This is a genomic window from Christiangramia pacifica (genome assembly GCF_057221535.1).
The window spans coordinates 1,564,293-1,580,149 of the sequence record NZ_CM170146.1; the positions used below are offsets into that span (position 1 = coordinate 1,564,293).

Annotated in this window: 15 protein-coding genes and 3 tRNA genes; 16 read left to right on the plus strand and 2 right to left on the minus strand. The window is 38.5% G+C overall.

The features are described from left to right. Positions 1-104: 104 nt before the first annotated feature. The 8 genes from AC2S94_RS07090 to AC2S94_RS07125 all read left to right on the plus strand — a co-directional run bounded on the left by AC2S94_RS07090 (position 105) and on the right by AC2S94_RS07125 (position 4,413). Complete coding sequence (locus AC2S94_RS07090; RefSeq protein ID WP_484630769.1) at positions 105-806, plus strand: MotA/TolQ/ExbB proton channel family protein; 702 nt, start codon at positions 105-107, stop codon at positions 804-806. A 1-nt stretch (position 807) separates the two neighbouring features. Further along, entirely contained in the window at positions 808-1,200 is a 393-nt protein-coding gene (locus AC2S94_RS07095) for an ExbD/TolR family protein (protein WP_011710754.1), read from the plus strand. 1 nt (position 1,201) lies between these two features. Beyond that, on the plus strand, positions 1,202-2,026 hold the full coding sequence (locus AC2S94_RS07100; protein ID WP_484630770.1) for an energy transducer TonB: 825 nt from the start codon (positions 1,202-1,204) through the stop codon (positions 2,024-2,026). Beyond that, the gene (locus tag AC2S94_RS07105) at positions 2,027-3,247 is read left to right on the plus strand and encodes a bifunctional folylpolyglutamate synthase/dihydrofolate synthase (protein WP_484630771.1); all 1,221 of its coding nucleotides are present in this window, start codon (positions 2,027-2,029) and stop codon (positions 3,245-3,247) included. A 183-nt stretch (positions 3,248-3,430) separates the two neighbouring features. After that, positions 3,431-3,505, plus strand: a tRNA-Val gene (locus AC2S94_RS07110). Positions 3,506-3,628: 123 nt separating this feature from the next. After that, positions 3,629-3,703, plus strand: a tRNA-Val gene (locus AC2S94_RS07115). Between the two features lie 101 nt (positions 3,704-3,804). Next, positions 3,805-3,879, plus strand: a tRNA-Val gene (locus AC2S94_RS07120). An 84-nt stretch (positions 3,880-3,963) separates the two neighbouring features. Then, a complete protein-coding gene (locus AC2S94_RS07125) occupies positions 3,964-4,413 on the plus strand; it encodes a DUF4440 domain-containing protein (protein WP_484630772.1) in 450 nt (149 codons plus the stop codon). A gap of 4 nt (positions 4,414-4,417) precedes the next feature. On the opposite strand, the gene AC2S94_RS07130 is transcribed toward AC2S94_RS07125, so the two are convergent. Together AC2S94_RS07130 and gldJ are read right to left on the minus strand one after the other, a co-directional pair. After that, positions 4,418-5,710 carry a UDP-N-acetylmuramoyl-tripeptide--D-alanyl-D-alanine ligase gene (locus AC2S94_RS07130; protein ID WP_484630773.1) on the minus strand — a complete coding sequence of 431 codons (1,293 nt, stop codon included), beginning with the start codon at positions 5,708-5,710 and terminating at the stop codon, positions 4,418-4,420. Positions 5,711-5,777: 67 nt separating this feature from the next. Further along, positions 5,778-7,472, minus strand: a complete 1,695-nt coding sequence (gene gldJ / locus AC2S94_RS07135) for a gliding motility lipoprotein GldJ (RefSeq protein WP_484630774.1) — start codon at positions 7,470-7,472, stop codon at positions 5,778-5,780. 419 nt (positions 7,473-7,891) lie between these two features. Here gldJ and porV point away from each other — a divergent pair, with 419 nt between their 5' ends. From porV to AC2S94_RS07175, 8 genes are all read left to right on the plus strand, one after another. Then, positions 7,892-9,046 (plus strand): type IX secretion system outer membrane channel protein PorV, encoded by a 1,155-nt coding sequence (gene porV / locus AC2S94_RS07140; protein ID WP_484630775.1) that lies wholly within the window; start codon positions 7,892-7,894, stop codon positions 9,044-9,046. A 78-nt stretch (positions 9,047-9,124) separates the two neighbouring features. Beyond that, a complete protein-coding gene (cdd, locus tag AC2S94_RS07145) occupies positions 9,125-9,607 on the plus strand; it encodes a cytidine deaminase (protein ID WP_484630776.1) in 483 nt (160 codons plus the stop codon). A gap of 109 nt (positions 9,608-9,716) precedes the next feature. Further along, positions 9,717-10,718: a pyruvate dehydrogenase (acetyl-transferring) E1 component subunit alpha gene (gene pdhA, locus AC2S94_RS07150; RefSeq protein ID WP_484630777.1), complete on the plus strand. Its 1,002-nt coding sequence runs from the start codon at positions 9,717-9,719 to the stop codon at positions 10,716-10,718. 3 nt (positions 10,719-10,721) lie between these two features. After that, positions 10,722-12,428 (plus strand): pyruvate dehydrogenase complex dihydrolipoamide acetyltransferase, encoded by a 1,707-nt coding sequence (locus tag AC2S94_RS07155; RefSeq protein WP_484630778.1) that lies wholly within the window; start codon positions 10,722-10,724, stop codon positions 12,426-12,428. Positions 12,429-12,491: 63 nt separating this feature from the next. Next, complete coding sequence (locus AC2S94_RS07160; protein ID WP_484630779.1) at positions 12,492-13,475, plus strand: M20/M25/M40 family metallo-hydrolase; 984 nt, start codon at positions 12,492-12,494, stop codon at positions 13,473-13,475. Next, entirely contained in the window at positions 13,475-14,158 is a 684-nt protein-coding gene (locus AC2S94_RS07165; protein WP_484630780.1) for an SDR family NAD(P)-dependent oxidoreductase, read from the plus strand. Before AC2S94_RS07160 ends, AC2S94_RS07165 begins: the two co-directional genes overlap by 1 nt. A 3-nt stretch (positions 14,159-14,161) precedes the next feature. Further along, on the plus strand, positions 14,162-14,761 hold the full coding sequence (locus AC2S94_RS07170) for a SprT-like domain-containing protein (protein WP_484630781.1): 600 nt from the start codon (positions 14,162-14,164) through the stop codon (positions 14,759-14,761). 4 nt (positions 14,762-14,765) lie between these two features. Beyond that, a complete protein-coding gene (locus AC2S94_RS07175) occupies positions 14,766-15,857 on the plus strand; it encodes a mannose-1-phosphate guanylyltransferase (protein ID WP_484630782.1) in 1,092 nt (363 codons plus the stop codon).

Consider the following 15,857-nt stretch of genomic DNA (forward strand, 5'->3'; position numbering starts at 1 on the left):
TATACATTTTGAGGCTTCGGGTAAATCTACCTTGCTGATTAATTAAATTTGGTTTACAATTAAAATCATATTAGCACGTTACATTAAAAAACCTATTTATACATATGCTTAATTTTATTCAGCAGGACGAGGTGGTAGATGCCGCGCAGGCAACAGAACCAGTCGTAGAAGAGAAGACCTTGTCGTTATTCGATCTTATGTTTAGCGGAGGTCTTGGTGGCCAGATCATCATTATCATTCTCTTTGTTTTATTATTCGCCGCGGTTTATATCTATTTTGAAAGACTTTTCGCCATAAAAGCGGCCAGTAGAGTAGATAAGAATTTTATGCACCAAATTAAAGACAGCGTTCAGGGCGGAAATATTGAATCTGCAAAGATAAGATGTGCCCAAAGCGATTCTCCTGTTGCCAGATTAACCGAAAAAGGGATCTCAAGAATTGGAAGTCCGTTGGAAGATATTAATACAGCGATAGAGAATGCCGGTAGACTTGAAGTTTACAAGCTGGAAAAGAACGTGAGTATTCTTGCCACTATTGCCGGTGCTGCACCTATGATTGGTTTCCTGGGAACAGTAATTGGTATGGTGCTTGCTTTCCATGAGTTAGCAACAAGCAGCGGGCAGGCTCAGATGGGAGCTTTGGCAGAAGGTATTTATACTGCCATGACGACTACGGTTGCTGGTCTTATAGTAGGTATTATCGCTTATATAGGTTATAACCACCTGGTTGTTAAAACAGATAAAGTGGTTCACCAAATGGAAGCTACAGCAGTAGATTTCCTTGACCTTTTAAACGAACCTGCTTAATATGAATTTAAGAGGAAGAAATAAAATAAGTCCGGAGTTTAGCATGAGCTCGATGACAGATGTAGTTTTTCTACTGCTCATCTTTTTCATGCTAACCTCACCGGTGATCACTCCTGAAGCTTTGGATCTCATACTTCCAAAGGCGAAAGGTAAAACTACTAATAAGCAAACGCTGTCGGTGAGTATTACTAAAGACCTTCAGGTTTATATAAATAGTGAAAGAATAAGCAATAGTGCTCTGGAATCTACCTTGAAGAGTAAACTGGCCGGAGAAGAAAATCCAACCATTATTCTAAGAGCTGAAGAAGGAGTGCCTATTGAAAAGGCGGTAAACGTTATGGATATCGCGAACAGAAATAGTTATAAAATAGTTTTAGCGGTTAAACCTGAATAGAATGTCGATGCTGGAAACAAAACACGAGAAGAAATCCTTTACCATTACGGTAGCAATACACGTTGTGCTAATTCTTCTTTTGATATTTTTCGGCCTTACCTATTTAGACCCGCCGCCGGAAAGTGGTATTGCTATAAATTTCGGTACTTCTGAAGTTGGTTCTGGAGACAAGCAGCCTACAGAACCTGTAAAATCGGCACCTAAACAATCTACAGCACAGCCAGTGAAGTCTGAGCCTGTTATAGAAAAGGAAGTTGTGACCCAGGAGATCGAGGATGCTCCGGTAATAGAAAAGAAAAAAAAGGAACCTACACCAGTAGAAACAAAGCAACCTGAACCGCCTAAGGAAGATCCAAAGCCTGTAAAGAAGCCGGAACCAAAACCGGATAAATCCACTAATGATGCTTTAAGCAGTATTCTTAATGGTCCTGAAAGATCAGGAACGGCCACTGGAGGAGAAGGTAATGATAATGTTGCTGGAGATAAGGGAAGTCCTGATGGTGATCCCAACGCCAGTTCCTATTACGGTCAGGGAGCCGGACTAGATGGTGACGGTAATTATAGACTTGGTGGAAGAAAAGCTCTGAATAAAGAAAAATTCGTTCAGGACTGCAATGAATCTGGTATTGTGGTTGTAAAGATCGTGGTAGACCAATCCGGACGGGTGGTTAGTGCCCAGCCAGGAATGAAAGGAACTACAAATAGCGCTGCTTGCTTAACTGGCCCAGCGAAAAGAGCCGCTTTGGCTACGAGATTCAATAGTGATTCAAATGCGCCTTCCAAGCAAGTTGGAACTATTATCTATAATTTTAAACTTACCGAATAAGTGAAAACTTATCACGAAACTGTTGAATGGATGTTTCAACAGTTACCAATGTATCAGCGAATAGGAAAAAAAGCTTTTAAAAAGGATCTCTCAAATACCCTCAAATTAGCTGAGCATTTAGATCATCCTGAGAATAAATTCAAAAGTATTCATGTTGCCGGGACTAATGGTAAAGGATCGGTAAGCCACATGATCGCATCGGTTTTTCAGTCGGCCGGATTTAAAACTGGTCTATACACTTCTCCACATTTAAAAGATTTCAGGGAAAGAATCAGAATTAACGGGATACTTATTCCACAGGAGGATGTTATTGGCTTTATAGAAGAAAACCAAACCTTTCTTGGTTATAATCATCTTAGTTTTTTTGAAATGACCGTGGGGATGGCTTTCGATTATTTTGCCAAGGAGAAAGTTGATATAGCCATAATTGAAACTGGAATGGGCGGTAGGCTCGATTCAACAAATATTATCACCCCAGAATTGTCTGTGATCACGAATATAGGTCTAGATCATACAGCTTATCTTGGAGATAATCTTACGGCCATTGCTGGAGAAAAGGCGGGAATTATCAAAAAGAATGTTCCGGTGGTGATCGGGGAACGCCAGAAGGAAACGGAGCCTGTTTTTATAAAGGCTGCAGAGGAACAGGAATCTCAAATTCTATTCGCGCCAGATCTCAAATTCGATAAATATTACACCGACCTTAAAGGCGATTATCAGAAGAAAAATATAAGAACTGTTCTCAGTGCTTTGAAGTTAATGCGAGAGCTTGGCTGGGAAATTTCAGAAGAGGCTGTTTCAAATGGTTTGAATAACGTAAAACTGCACACCGGTCTTCAAGGCAGATGGGATATTATCAGAGAAAAGCCGAAGGTGATCTGTGATACTGCTCATAATGCGGAGGGTTTGAAGATTGTAATGAAACAACTTCAAAAGGTGAAGTTTGAAAATTTACATATTGTTCTGGGAGTTGTAAATGATAAAGATCTTTCAAAAGTTTTGCCATTACTTCCTAAAAAAGCACACTATTATTTCGCTAAACCCGATGTGCCCAGAGGTCTTGATGCTGCTATTCTCCAAAAAGAAAGTCAAAAATTTGATTTAGAAGGGAATGTCTATAATTCTGTAAATGCTGCGTTTCTTGCTGCGGAGGAAGAAGCCTTAGATGAGGACCTGATATTCATAGGCGGAAGCAATTTTACAGTTGCAGAGGTATTATAACTTTTCAAATTTGTGATATATAGTATTTGGGGATAGGTTTCAAAATAGCAATAACCTGATGCTTAATAGCTTACTTTTTTCAGGGAAATAGAGGCTTCGAGGTATTGAAATTTAATTTCATTTTTCGCTTAAATTGTTTTGTGTAATTCAAAATCTGGTCTATATTTGCATCCGCAATCGCAAGGGCGCGTAGCTCAGTTGGTTCAGAGCACTTGGTTTACACCCAAGGGGTCAGGGGTTCGAATCCCTTCGCGCCCACAGAAATAAAAAGGCTTCCAGTTTTGGAAGCCTTTTTTATGTTCTAAAAATAATTTTAATTTCTTTATATAAATACATTGGGTATTTCTGATTTTTGATATATTTGCATCCGCAATCATGTAAGGGCGCGTAGCTCAGTTGGTTCAGAGCACTTGGTTTACACCCAAGGGGTCAGGGGTTCGAATCCCTTCGCGCCCACAGAAATTATAAAGGCTTCCTATATGGAGGCCTTTTTTTATTCCTTATAGTTTATATAGAAATAAAATTGTCCCTTCCTTTTTGATATATTTGTTCTGAATGGGTGATTAGCTCAGTTGGTTCAGAGCATTACCTTGACAGGGTAGGGGTCACTGGTTCGAATCCAGTATCACTCACATTTTTCAAACCTCACAATGTGAGGTTTTTTTATTTTCTGAATTGATTAACTTTAAAGGATGTATCAATCAATTTCAATATTCATGAAAAAGCTTCTATTCCTTTTCTTAATTCTTTTTTCTATTCAATCTTTCAATGCTCAGAATTCTACCGATGAAGAACAATTGAAGGCATTGGTTCAGAATTCCTTTGACGATGTATTGTCTGATCTTAAAATGGAATCAATACCTGATTATTTTACCGCAGATTTCATTCTTCTTGAACATGGTGAAATTTGGGATATGGATAAACTCAAAAGTATGCTTACTAATGGTTCGATGAATGGAATAGATCGATTGAATGATTTTGAATTTATTGAGATCAAGATATCTGGGAACACAGCGTGGATTGCTTATCATAACAATGCAGAATTTATGAAAGATGGCAATCTTGTTGGCGAGATGCACTGGCTGGAAAGCGCCACTGCTTTAAAAACGGAAGATGGCTGGAGGATGGACATGCTTCATTCAACCAGAAAACCCAAGTCAGAATAAAAATTTAGGCCTTAATGCTGTCTAAAACTCTTTCCAAAGCCATTCCTCTGGAACCTTTTATAAGGAAATAGCAATTTTGAAAATTAGTTTCCTTGAGGTGTTCTTTAAGGCTATCCATAGATTTGAATTTGAAGATAAAATTACTGCTGGTATCCGTCTGTTTAAAATTATCGCCTAGAAGATAAGTTTCAGTAAAATTGCTGTTCTGAACGTAATTAGCTATGACCTGATGCTCCGTTGCGGCAGAGCTTCCGAGTTCAAACATATCGCCAAGAATTGCTATTTTCTGTTTGTCGGTTTGCAACTGTTTGAAATTCTCTAAAGCAGCATGCATACTTGTAGGATTGGCATTGTAAGCGTCCATAATAATAGTATTGCTGCCTTCTTCAATTATTTGCGACCTGTTATTCTGCGGACTATATTTCTGGATAGCATCCTGGATTTCGTTGAAATCAACCTTAAAATAAAGTCCTATACATAAAGCCGCGGCCATATTTTTGGCGTTATAGGAACCGGTAAGCTGACTCTTAAAATCGGTTTTATTATAATTGAGTTGCGCATGTTGTAATCCTGAATGATATTTTACAGAAACATCTGCATTTTTATCCTCACCAAAAGTAAAAGTGTGCTTATAATTCTCGTGTCTTTTTTGAATTTCATCATCAATATTCAGGAATATTAATTTGTGTCTTTCCTGTAGATCCTTGTAAAGCTCTGTTTTACCTTTTACGACTCCTTCAAGACTCCCGAAACCTTCCAAATGAGCCTTTCCGAAATTAGTAATATATCCGTAATCGGGATTTGCGATACCGCATAAAAACTCAATTTCGTTAAGATGGTTAGCACCCATTTCCACGATACCAAATTCAGTTTGGTCATCCATCGAAAGTAAGGTTAGCGGAACTCCAATATGGTTATTTAAGTTACCCTTGGTCGCGATCGTTTTAAATCTTCTGGAAAGAACTGAGTTGATCAATTCTTTAGAGGTGGTTTTTCCGTTACTTCCGGTAATCGCAAGGATAGGAATGTTTAAATACTTTCGATGATATTCTGCTAGTTTCTGAAGGCTTTTGAGAACATCCTTGACAACGATATAATTCTCTTTGTTTTTGGCGTATTCCTTATCATCTACCACCGCATACCGGGCGCCTTTTTCCAGGGCGCTTTCAGCAAACTGATTGCCATTGAATTTTTCGCCTTTAAGAGCGAAAAACATACTGTCTTTTCTAATGTTTCGGGTATCGGTATCAACACCTGCAGATAGCAGAAAACGTTGATGTAGTCGAGCTGTATTCATAAAATAAAGCTATAAAAAAAGCCCTAAACAATTTAGGGCTTTAAGTTTATTTTATGGTAGAGGCTTATTAATTGCTTCTAGCCGATTTGTTTTTGTCAAGTGATTTTGAACCAACTCTGGACATAGCGTTTCTAAATCCAATATAATCTGTCGCCATATCCTGAGGGAAGTAACGGCGTTGAGCAGGATCTAGCCAGTAAGCTCTATCTCTCCAGCTACCACCTTTGTAAACTCTTACTTCATTACTAATAAGTGTTGTTCTTTTCTCCTTGTCATAACCTCTTTCTGTAATTCCTTCTTCAGCACTGCTATCTGCATAAGTGAAGTTGTCATAAGTTGGAGAGTTATACATTCTTTTAGAAGGATCCTCTTCTACTTCCTGAAAAGGCTGGTAATATCTGCTTGAACTTTTATCACCATCCCTAAAATCTCTTTGGTCACTATCTGTAAAGTTAGTTCTCATGTAAGTATCTTCTTCAGTAACCGCAACCTGAGCGATTTCACCAGGTAGGTTTCTTGCAACCAGTTTTCCATTACTCAAAGTATCATATACAATATCATCAGTTCCAACTACTCTCACAGTTCCGTCTTCCGTGATTTCATGTTTAGTATAAACGTTACCACGGTAATAGTTGAAATCGTTGAATTCATCATCTACGATAGGTCTGTATACATCGGCAACCCATTCTGCAACGTTACCAGCCATGTCATAAAGACCATAATCATTAGGCTCGTATGTTTTTACTTCAGCAGTGATATCTGCTCCATCATCACTCCATCCTGCGATTCCACCGTAGTCACCATCACCTTGTTTAAAGTTTGCAAGCTGGTCTCCCATTTTCTTAACATCGCCGTTTCTGGTGTACTGCCCATCCCATGGATACTTCTTTCTACCACGGTAAGTGTTGTAGTTTCTAATTCCAACAAGACCTAGAGCAGCATATTCCCATTCTGCCTCAGTAGGAAGTCTGTATTCAGGGTAAATAAGTCCGCTTTCACGACCTGGATAAACTTTTTTAACTGGATTTCCAGCATCATTAGTTTCGCTTAACCTATCCTGAGATTCATCTCCTCCCTGGCTAATTTCAGTGTTACCACCGTAAGCTTTACTTGGAGTGTGAATATAAGTTTCAGTATTAAAAGTGGAAGAAGCATCTACATCAGTAAGGTGAGCACCTTCTTTAATGAAACCTTCGTCTTCCAAACGATGTTCGTTTACTCGGTCTGTTCTCCACTTACTGAATTCAACTGCCTGTATCCAGCTAACTCCAACAACCGGGTATTCAGCATAGGCTGGGTGACGCAGGTAGTTGGTAACCATTGTTTCATTATATCCTAAACGGTTTCTCCATACCAAAGTGTCTGGAAGCGCTCCATTATAGATGTTTTTGTAATTCTCTTCGCTTGGTGGGAAAACTCTTCTTAACCAGTCAAGATATTCAAGATACATCTTGTTGGTTACTTCAGTTTCATCCATATAAAAAGACTGTACGTGCTGTTGAGTAGGAGTGTTGTTCCAGTCGTGCATCGGGTCATCCTGAACACGTCCCATTGTGTAAGTTCCTCCTTCTACAAAAACCAATCCCGGAGCAGCTTCCTGCTCTTTATAATCAGTATTGTACTGGAATCCGCCTTCATCCGAATTAATGTCCCATCCGGTAGCGCGAGATGTATTTTTGTAATTGTTGGATTTATTACAGCTTAGTAAGCTAACGCCACAAACGACAGCAATAACGGCTTTTAAAGCTACATTCAATTTCATAGTATTCCCTTCTTTATGATAGAAATTTAGGCTTTGCAATATACTAATTAACGATAAATGTACAAGATTATTTTGTTAATTCTAAAAGAGTTAGAAATCACATAACTCTCTGATATGCCATAACCTAAGTTCGTTTTATATTCGGTTTATTATTAGGCTTTTAAGTTTCAATCCTAGTGAAAGATTTTTAACGGCTAAATAACCTAAAAATTATGTGTGATTATAATTTTTATCGAATTTAATGACCTCTTATCTGAAGAGTGCAATAAATTCCATTAATTTGAGTTATATTCAATAACCCCTAATGTAATCACTATCTTAGATTTATTGAGTTTATAGAAGTTGAGAAAGCTTTTTCGTGAACTGGTTCTTTCTTAACAGGAATATTACTATATATTTGTTTATCATTAACTACTATAATGAAAAAAATTACATTCTTTTTGATCGCGGCGGTTTTGTTTGCCGATCTTTCATTGTTTGCACAGGAAAATGATAGGGATAGGGTAATTACCACAGCTGTTCCTTTTTTACTGGTAGCGGCTGATGCGCGTGCTGCCGGAATGGGTGACCAGGGAGTTGCAACATCACCAGATGTTTTTTCCCAACAATGGAATCCAGCAAAATATGCCTTTGCGAATAGAGAAAACGGAGTTGCTGTTTCGTATACTCCATACCTTAGTGAGATTGTAAACGATATATTTCTTGGAAGTCTTAACTACTTCCATAAACTTGATGATCGTAGCGCTGTTGCTGCCAGTCTTAGGTATTTTAGTCTTGGATCAATTGAAACCCGTCAGGGATTTGAAGATCTGCCATTATTGGTTAGCCCAAATGAGCTTACTTTTGATGTTTCCTACGCTCTTAAATTAAGTGAAACATTTTCTATGGCGGTAGCCGGAAGATATTTGAGGTCTGATCTTGGATTACAGGATAATGAGGATCTTGGAGCGGCCTCTACTTTTGGAGTAGACGTTGCTGCATATTATGAAAGTGAGCAGTTGACCTTGAGTAACTTTGATGGTCGTTGGAGATTAGGAGCTGCTATTTCCAATATTGGTCCTAAAATGAAATATGATGATGCTGGTCAGGAAAACTTTATTCCAACCAACCTTAAACTTGGAGCCGGTTTCGATTTTATTTTTGATGCTGATAATCGTTTAGGGACTTATGTAGAATTCAATAAATTATTGGTGCCAACGCCTCAGGATTTTGATAATGACGGTGATATTGATGCTGAAGACGATGAGGAATATAATTCCATTGGATCTATAGAAGGAATATTTAAATCTTTTGGAGATGCGCCTGATGGTTTTTCAGAAGAATTGAAAGAGCTTACACTTGCTCTGGGAGCAGAATACTGGTACAGAGAGAAATTTGCATTAAGAGCGGGTTACTTTAATGAGAGCGAAGATAAAGGATTTAGGAGGTTCTTTTCGCTTGGTGCCGGTTTCGCTTATGAAAACATAATTATCGACGCTTCTTACTTATTTTCAACCTCGTCTGTGCCCAGTCCTTTAGAAGGTACCCTGCGTTTTGGTTTGAGTTTCAACTTCGGGGAAAGCTACAATAACTAAAAGTTAAATCTTAAAACTATCTTATTACTGATGGAAACCTTTCTGGTTTCTGTTACCTTGTTCTTCCAATTATAATTTATGAAGCCACTTACCATTACTTCGCGTTTAGAAGTTTATGAATCTATAGAAGAGATACCTGAGGATGTTCAGAATTTAATGCAACAGGCTATAGAAGTAAGAGATAATGCCTATGCACCTTACTCCAGTTTCAAAGTAGGGGCAGCGATTCTATTAGATAATGAAGAAATTATTATAGGTAGTAATCAGGAAAATGCCTCCTATCCTTCCGGCCTGTGTGCGGAAAGAACTGCAGTTTATGCGGCGGGAGCAAGGTTCCCAAACTCAAGGATTTTAAAAATTGCGATTTCTGCAAAATCACTCAGGCATAAGGTAATTTCTCCTGTTCCTCCATGTGGTGCTTGCAGGCAGGCTTTAGTTGAGTATGAAGTAAAGCAGGAAGAGGTGATCGAGCTATATTTTATGGGTGAAACAGGAAAAGTAGTAAAGGCTGAATCTGTTAAGGATTTATTGCCTTTAGTATTTGATAATTCCTGCCTATAAGGTTTTCGTGATTTTTGCTAGAAAACTGTTTTCGTTTCTTATCGAAAATAGTATTTTTGTTATCCGCTTGGCAAAACCAATCTGTCTGGCCTTTAAATATAAATTTTAGATGAAGAAAATTACAAAAGCCACATATTTAAAGTGGTACGAGGATATGTTGTTCTGGCGCAAATTCGAGGATAAGCTTGCGCAGGTTTATATTCAACAGAAAGTTAGAGGATTTTTACATTTATATAACGGACAGGAAGCTATTTTGGCCGGTGCACTTCACGCCATGGATTTGGAGAAGGATCGTATGATCACGGCTTACCGAAACCACGTTCAGCCAATTGGTATGGGTGTAGACCCAAAGAAAGTGATGGCAGAACTTTATGGTAAAAAGACTGGAACTTCAATGGGACTAGGTGGATCAATGCACATTTTTGCCAAAGAACAAAGATTTTATGGTGGTCACGGGATCGTAGGAGGTCAGATTCCTCTAGGTGCCGGACTTGCCTTTGCAGATAAATATCATAAAAGGGACAATGTGACCCTTACTTTCATGGGAGATGGCGCTGTAAGACAGGGATCTTTACATGAAACTCTTAACATGGCGGTAAACTGGAATCTTCCAGTGGTATTTTGTGTTGAGAATAATGGGTATGCGATGGGAACATCTGTTGCTCGTACTTCAAAAGATACTGAGATCTGGAAACTGGGGAATGGTTATGAAATGCCATGCGGCCCGGTAGACGCGATGGATCCTGTGAAAGTTGCTGAAGCACTTGATGAAGCGATCACCAGAGCCAGAAAAGGTAATGGTCCAACTTTCCTTGAATTGAAAACATACCGTTACCGAGGTCATTCCATGAGTGATGCTCAAAAGTATCGTACCAAAGATGAGGTTGCTGAATATCAAAAGCTGGATCCTATAACGAAAGTGAAGAACGTTATCAAGGAGAAAAAATACGCTACAGATAAAGAAATTAAAGAGATTGATAAACGCGTTAAAGATCTGGTTTCAGAATGTGAAAAATTCGCAGATGAATCTGATTTCCCAGATACAAATGTAATGTACGACGTTGTTTACGAACAGGAAGACTATCCTTTCCTGGCACATAAATTAGACTAGATTATGGCAGAAGTTATCAAAATGCCGCGCTTAAGCGATACCATGGAAGAAGGTACCGTTGCAAAGTGGCTGAAACAAAAAGGAGATAAAGTAGAAGAAGGTGATATTCTGGCCGAGATCGAAACCGATAAGGCTACCATGGAATTCGAATCTTTTTATGAAGGTACTTTGCTTCATATTGGAGTTGAAGAGGGAGATGGTGCTCCGGTTGATGAATTATTAGCCATAATTGGAAAAGAAGGAGAAGATATTTCAGATCTAATCAATGGTGGAGGAGGTGATTCTTCAGATAAGAAAAAAGAAGATAAGAAAGAAGATAATAAAGAAGAAGAAAAGGATTCTAAAGATGAATCTGATTCCGATTCTGATGACGATGGAGATGATGACGATTCAGGATCTGAGGTTCCTGAAGGTGTAGAGATCATTAAAATGCCTCGTCTAAGCGATACCATGGAAGAGGGAACTGTAGCCTCATGGTTGAAGCAGGAAGGAGATAAAGTAGAAGAAGGAGATATTCTTGCCGAGATCGAAACTGATAAGGCGACGATGGAATTTGAATCTTTCTACGAAGGGACGCTTTTAAAAATTGGTATTCAGGAAGGTGAATCTGCAAAAGTAGATAGTCTTTTAGCAATTATTGGTCCCGAAGGAACTGATGTTTCCAAAATTGATACTTCTGGAGGCGGAAAGAAAAAAGCAAAGAAATCTGAAGATAAAGATTCAGAAAAAGACAAAGAAACCGATACTTCTAAAGATTCTGAAAAGCAGGACTCTGAAGAGAAGAAATCTGGAAGCGATTCTCAATCTAAAGACGGCGGAAGAATTTTTGCTTCACCTTTAGCTAAGAAAATGGCTGAGGATAAAGGAATCGATCTTTCTGACGTAAAAGGTTCCGGAGAAAACGGAAGAATTGTTAAGAAAGACATCGAGAATTATAAAGAATCTGCGAAACCAGCTGGGGCTGAAGCAAAATCTGATTCAGCTGAAAAAACAACTGCTGCTGCACAACCTTACGTGCCGGCAGGAGAAGAAAGCTTTGAAGATCGCAAGAATTCTCAAATGCGTAAAGTGATCGCTAAGAGACTTGGCGAATCTAAATTTACTGCACCTCACTACTATCTTACGATTGAAGTGAACATGGAAAATGCGATGAATTCAAGAAAGCATATCAATGAAATGCCAGATGTGAAGGTTTCTTTCAACGATATGGTTATTAAGGCTTCGGCCATGGCTCTAAGAAAGCATCCGCAGGTAAATAGCCAATGGACTGGTGATAATACTAAAATCGCCAAGCATATTCATATGGGTGTTGCTGTAGCGGTAGAAGAAGGTCTGGTAGTGCCTGTACTTAAATTTGCAGATCAGATGTCCCTTACACAAATTGGTGGAAACGTGAAGGATCTTGCCGGAAAAGCAAGAAACAAGAAAATTCAGCCTGCTGATATGGAAGGAAGCACTTTTACTGTTTCAAACCTTGGAATGTTCGGAATTGTTGAATTTACAAGTATCATTAATCAACCAAATTCGGCGATCCTATCTGTAGGTACTATCGTGGAGAAACCGGTTGTTAAGAATGGTGAGATCGTAGTAGGAAATACTATGAAGTTGACTCTTGCTTGTGACCACCGAACTGTAGATGGTGCTACAGGAGCAGCATTCTTGCAAACTTTGAAAACTTACCTGGAAAATCCAGTGACCATGCTGGCATAATTCCAGTCTTTAATTAATAACAAGAATCCCGCCTTATCGCGGGATTTTTTTATCTTTAGCAGTATGAGAAAAATTACAAAATTCAACAGATTCGGCGGATTGCTCTTTATGATGTTATCCGTTCTTGCATGCTCCGGTCAGAATTCAAATAACACGGGCGCAGAAATTGCTAAAATCGAAGTTTCTAAGGACGAAGTTAAGCAGGAACTCACCTATTTAGCTTCCGATGAATTAATGGGGAGAAAAACCGGAACAGAAGGTATAGAAGATGCCGCTAGTTTTATAGAAGGTAAATTCAAGTCTTTCGGTGTCAAACCTTATTTCGAGACTTATCGGGATAGTTTTATGGTAAACGATATTCAGGGCTTCAATATTCTTGGGGTGGTTGAAGGAACAGATCCTGAACTAAAAGATGAATTCATCATTATAGGAGCGCACTACGATCACATAGGCAACGGGAAAGAAGTTGAAGGTGATACCATCGCCAATGGAGCCAATGATAATGCTGCTGGTACAGTTGGAGTAATTCAGCTGGCGAAATACTTTGCAGAAAATTCAGATAATAAAAGGAGTATTATTTTTGCACTGTTTTCTGCAGAAGAAATGGGACTTAGAGGTTCTAGACATTTAGCTGAAAAATTGAAGGCAGACGGTCTTGATCTTTATGTGATGTTCAATTTGGAAATGATTGGAGTGCCGATGAAAGCTAAAGATTACAAGGCTTATTTAACGGGATTCGAAAAATCAAATCTTGCTGAAAAGTTCAATTCATATTCTGAAGATGAAAATGTGCTTGGATTCTTGCCACAGGCGCAACAAATGAGTTTGTTCAAGCGAAGTGATAACTACCCATTTTTTGAAGAATTCAATGTTCCGTCACAAACAGTAAGTACTTTTGATTTTTCAAATTATCCTTATTATCATCATGTAGATGATGAATCATCTTTTCTTGATGCTGAATTTATGGCTTCTTTAATTGAAGACCTGATTCCAGGATTATCTAAAATGGCAAATACAGCTGAGAAAGAAATAAAAATGAACGATTAATGAAAAATATCGTAATTACGGGAACAAGTAGAGGTATTGGTTATGAGCTGGTAAAAATTTTGTCCAGAATGGGACATCAGGTACTGGCTCTTTCAAGAAATGAGAAGCCTGTAACAGATTTAAAACTAGAGAACGTTCACACGTTCTCTTTTGATATAGTAGAAGAAGAAAGTATCAAAAAAGCTACAGATTATATTTCTGAGAAATGGAATTCTAAAGTGGATATTCTAATCAATAATGCGGGAGCTTTACTGAATAAACCTTTTGAAGATTCAACTTATAAGGATTTCGAAAAAGTTTATAAGGTGAATGTCTTTGGAGTGGCAGAAATAACCAGGAAAATGGTTCCGTTTATGAGTAAGACCTCTCATGTGTTAAACATAAGCAGTATGGGTGGAATTCAGGGAAGTATGAAATTTCCGGGACTGGCAGCTTATAGCTCAAGTAAGGGAGCTCTATTGACCCTTACAGAGCTGCTTGCTGAAGAATATAAAGAAAATGGGCCTTCTTTCAATGCCTTGGCGCTGGGTGCTGTTCAAACCGAAATGCTGGAAGAGGCATTTCCAGGATATAAAGCTCCGGTTTCAGCAGAAGATATGGCTAATTACATCGCCGATTTCAGCTTGAACGGTCAGAAACTCTATAACGGAAAAATATTGCAGGTGTCCAATAGCACACCCTGATAGATGAGAGAGATTCTTGCGAAATATTTGCCTGCCAATTCGGTAGAACCGGTTTCAGAACTGATAAAAATGAATGGTGTCCATCTGAAGATCGTAAACGAAAGGGTAACCAGGCATGGTGATTATCGAAGAATGCCAGATGGCACTCAACAGATCACTATTAATGCGAACCTAAATAGATACCGTTTTCTAATTACCACCGTACATGAAATTGCACATTTGATAGCCTTTAAGAAATACGGTAGAAATATCAAACCACATGGTAATGAATGGAAGCATTGCTTCAGAAGTCTTATGCTACCATTTATAAGACCAGAAATTTTTCCAAATTCATTACTTCCGGTAATCGCCAATCACTTTAGAAACCCAAAGGCAAGCAGCGATACGGATGCAGCATTATCGGTGGCCTTGAAAAGTTTTGATCCGGAAAACGATAAAAGCTATATTTTTGAAATTCCTTCTGGAAGTCTGTTTAAAATTCATAACGGGAAGACCTTTAAAAAAGGACCGAGAAAAGTGAAAAGATATGAATGTCTGGAGATGGACACGGGAAGAATTTATTTGTTTCAGCCTAATGCTGAGGTACAGTTGATAAAGGTTTAAAGTTATGACAGGTAGTAAAAAGGATAATTATTATGCAATTCTTATGGCAGGAGGCGTCGGTTCAAGATTCTGGCCTGCAAGTAAAGCATCAAATCCTAAACAGTTCATTGATATTCTAGGGGCTGGAGAAACATTGTTTCAACGAACTTTCAAACGTCTTTCTAAAATCATCCCTTCAGAGAATATTTATATCCTAACGAACGCGAGGTATGTAGAAATGGTAAAGGAACAGATGCCTCAAATAAAGGATGAACAGATCGTACCTGAACCGGAAATGAGAAACACTGCCCCGAGTATACTGCTTGGTGCGATGAAGATATATAAGAAAAACCCAAAAGCTCTTACGGTGGTGGCACCGAGCGATCATTGGATAAAAGAAGAGGATGAATTTATTTCGGCGGTACAACAGGCTTTTGATGAAGTTGAAAATAAAGATAAGCTGGTGACTTTAGGTATCGAACCTGCAGAACCGAACACCGGCTATGGATATATCAAGTACGATAAAGAAGATAAAGAAGATCTTAAGAAGGTAGATGAGTTTACCGAGAAACCTGGGAAAAAGAAAGCTGAAAAATTCATTGAGGCGGGTAACTATGCCTGGAATGCTGGGATATTTATCTGGAGCACTAAATTTATTATAGAGAATTTTGAAAAGCATTTGCCAGAAGTTTACAAGGTTTTAAATAAAGGGGAATCTAAATTTAACACCCAGGACGAGCAGCAATTTCTTGATGATAATTACAAATTGGCCCCCAATATCTCAATAGATTATGGAATCATGGAGAAGTCAGACTCGGTATATGTGATTCCGGCTAAATTTGATTGGAGTGATCTTGGAACATGGACTTCGGTTAAGACAGAATTGCCTTCAGATGACAATGATAATACCGCCATCAATTGCAGATTGCTGGCAGATGATTCAGAGAATAATATTATTTCTACGGCTGATAAAAAGATCGTAGTTTTAAAAGGACTTTCAGATTATATCGTGGTAGAGGACAAAGACATTCTCATGATTGTCCCAAAATCTGAAGAGCAGGAAATTAAAGAATTGCGGGAAACGGTGATGAAGGATTTTGGTGAAGATCTAGGTTAG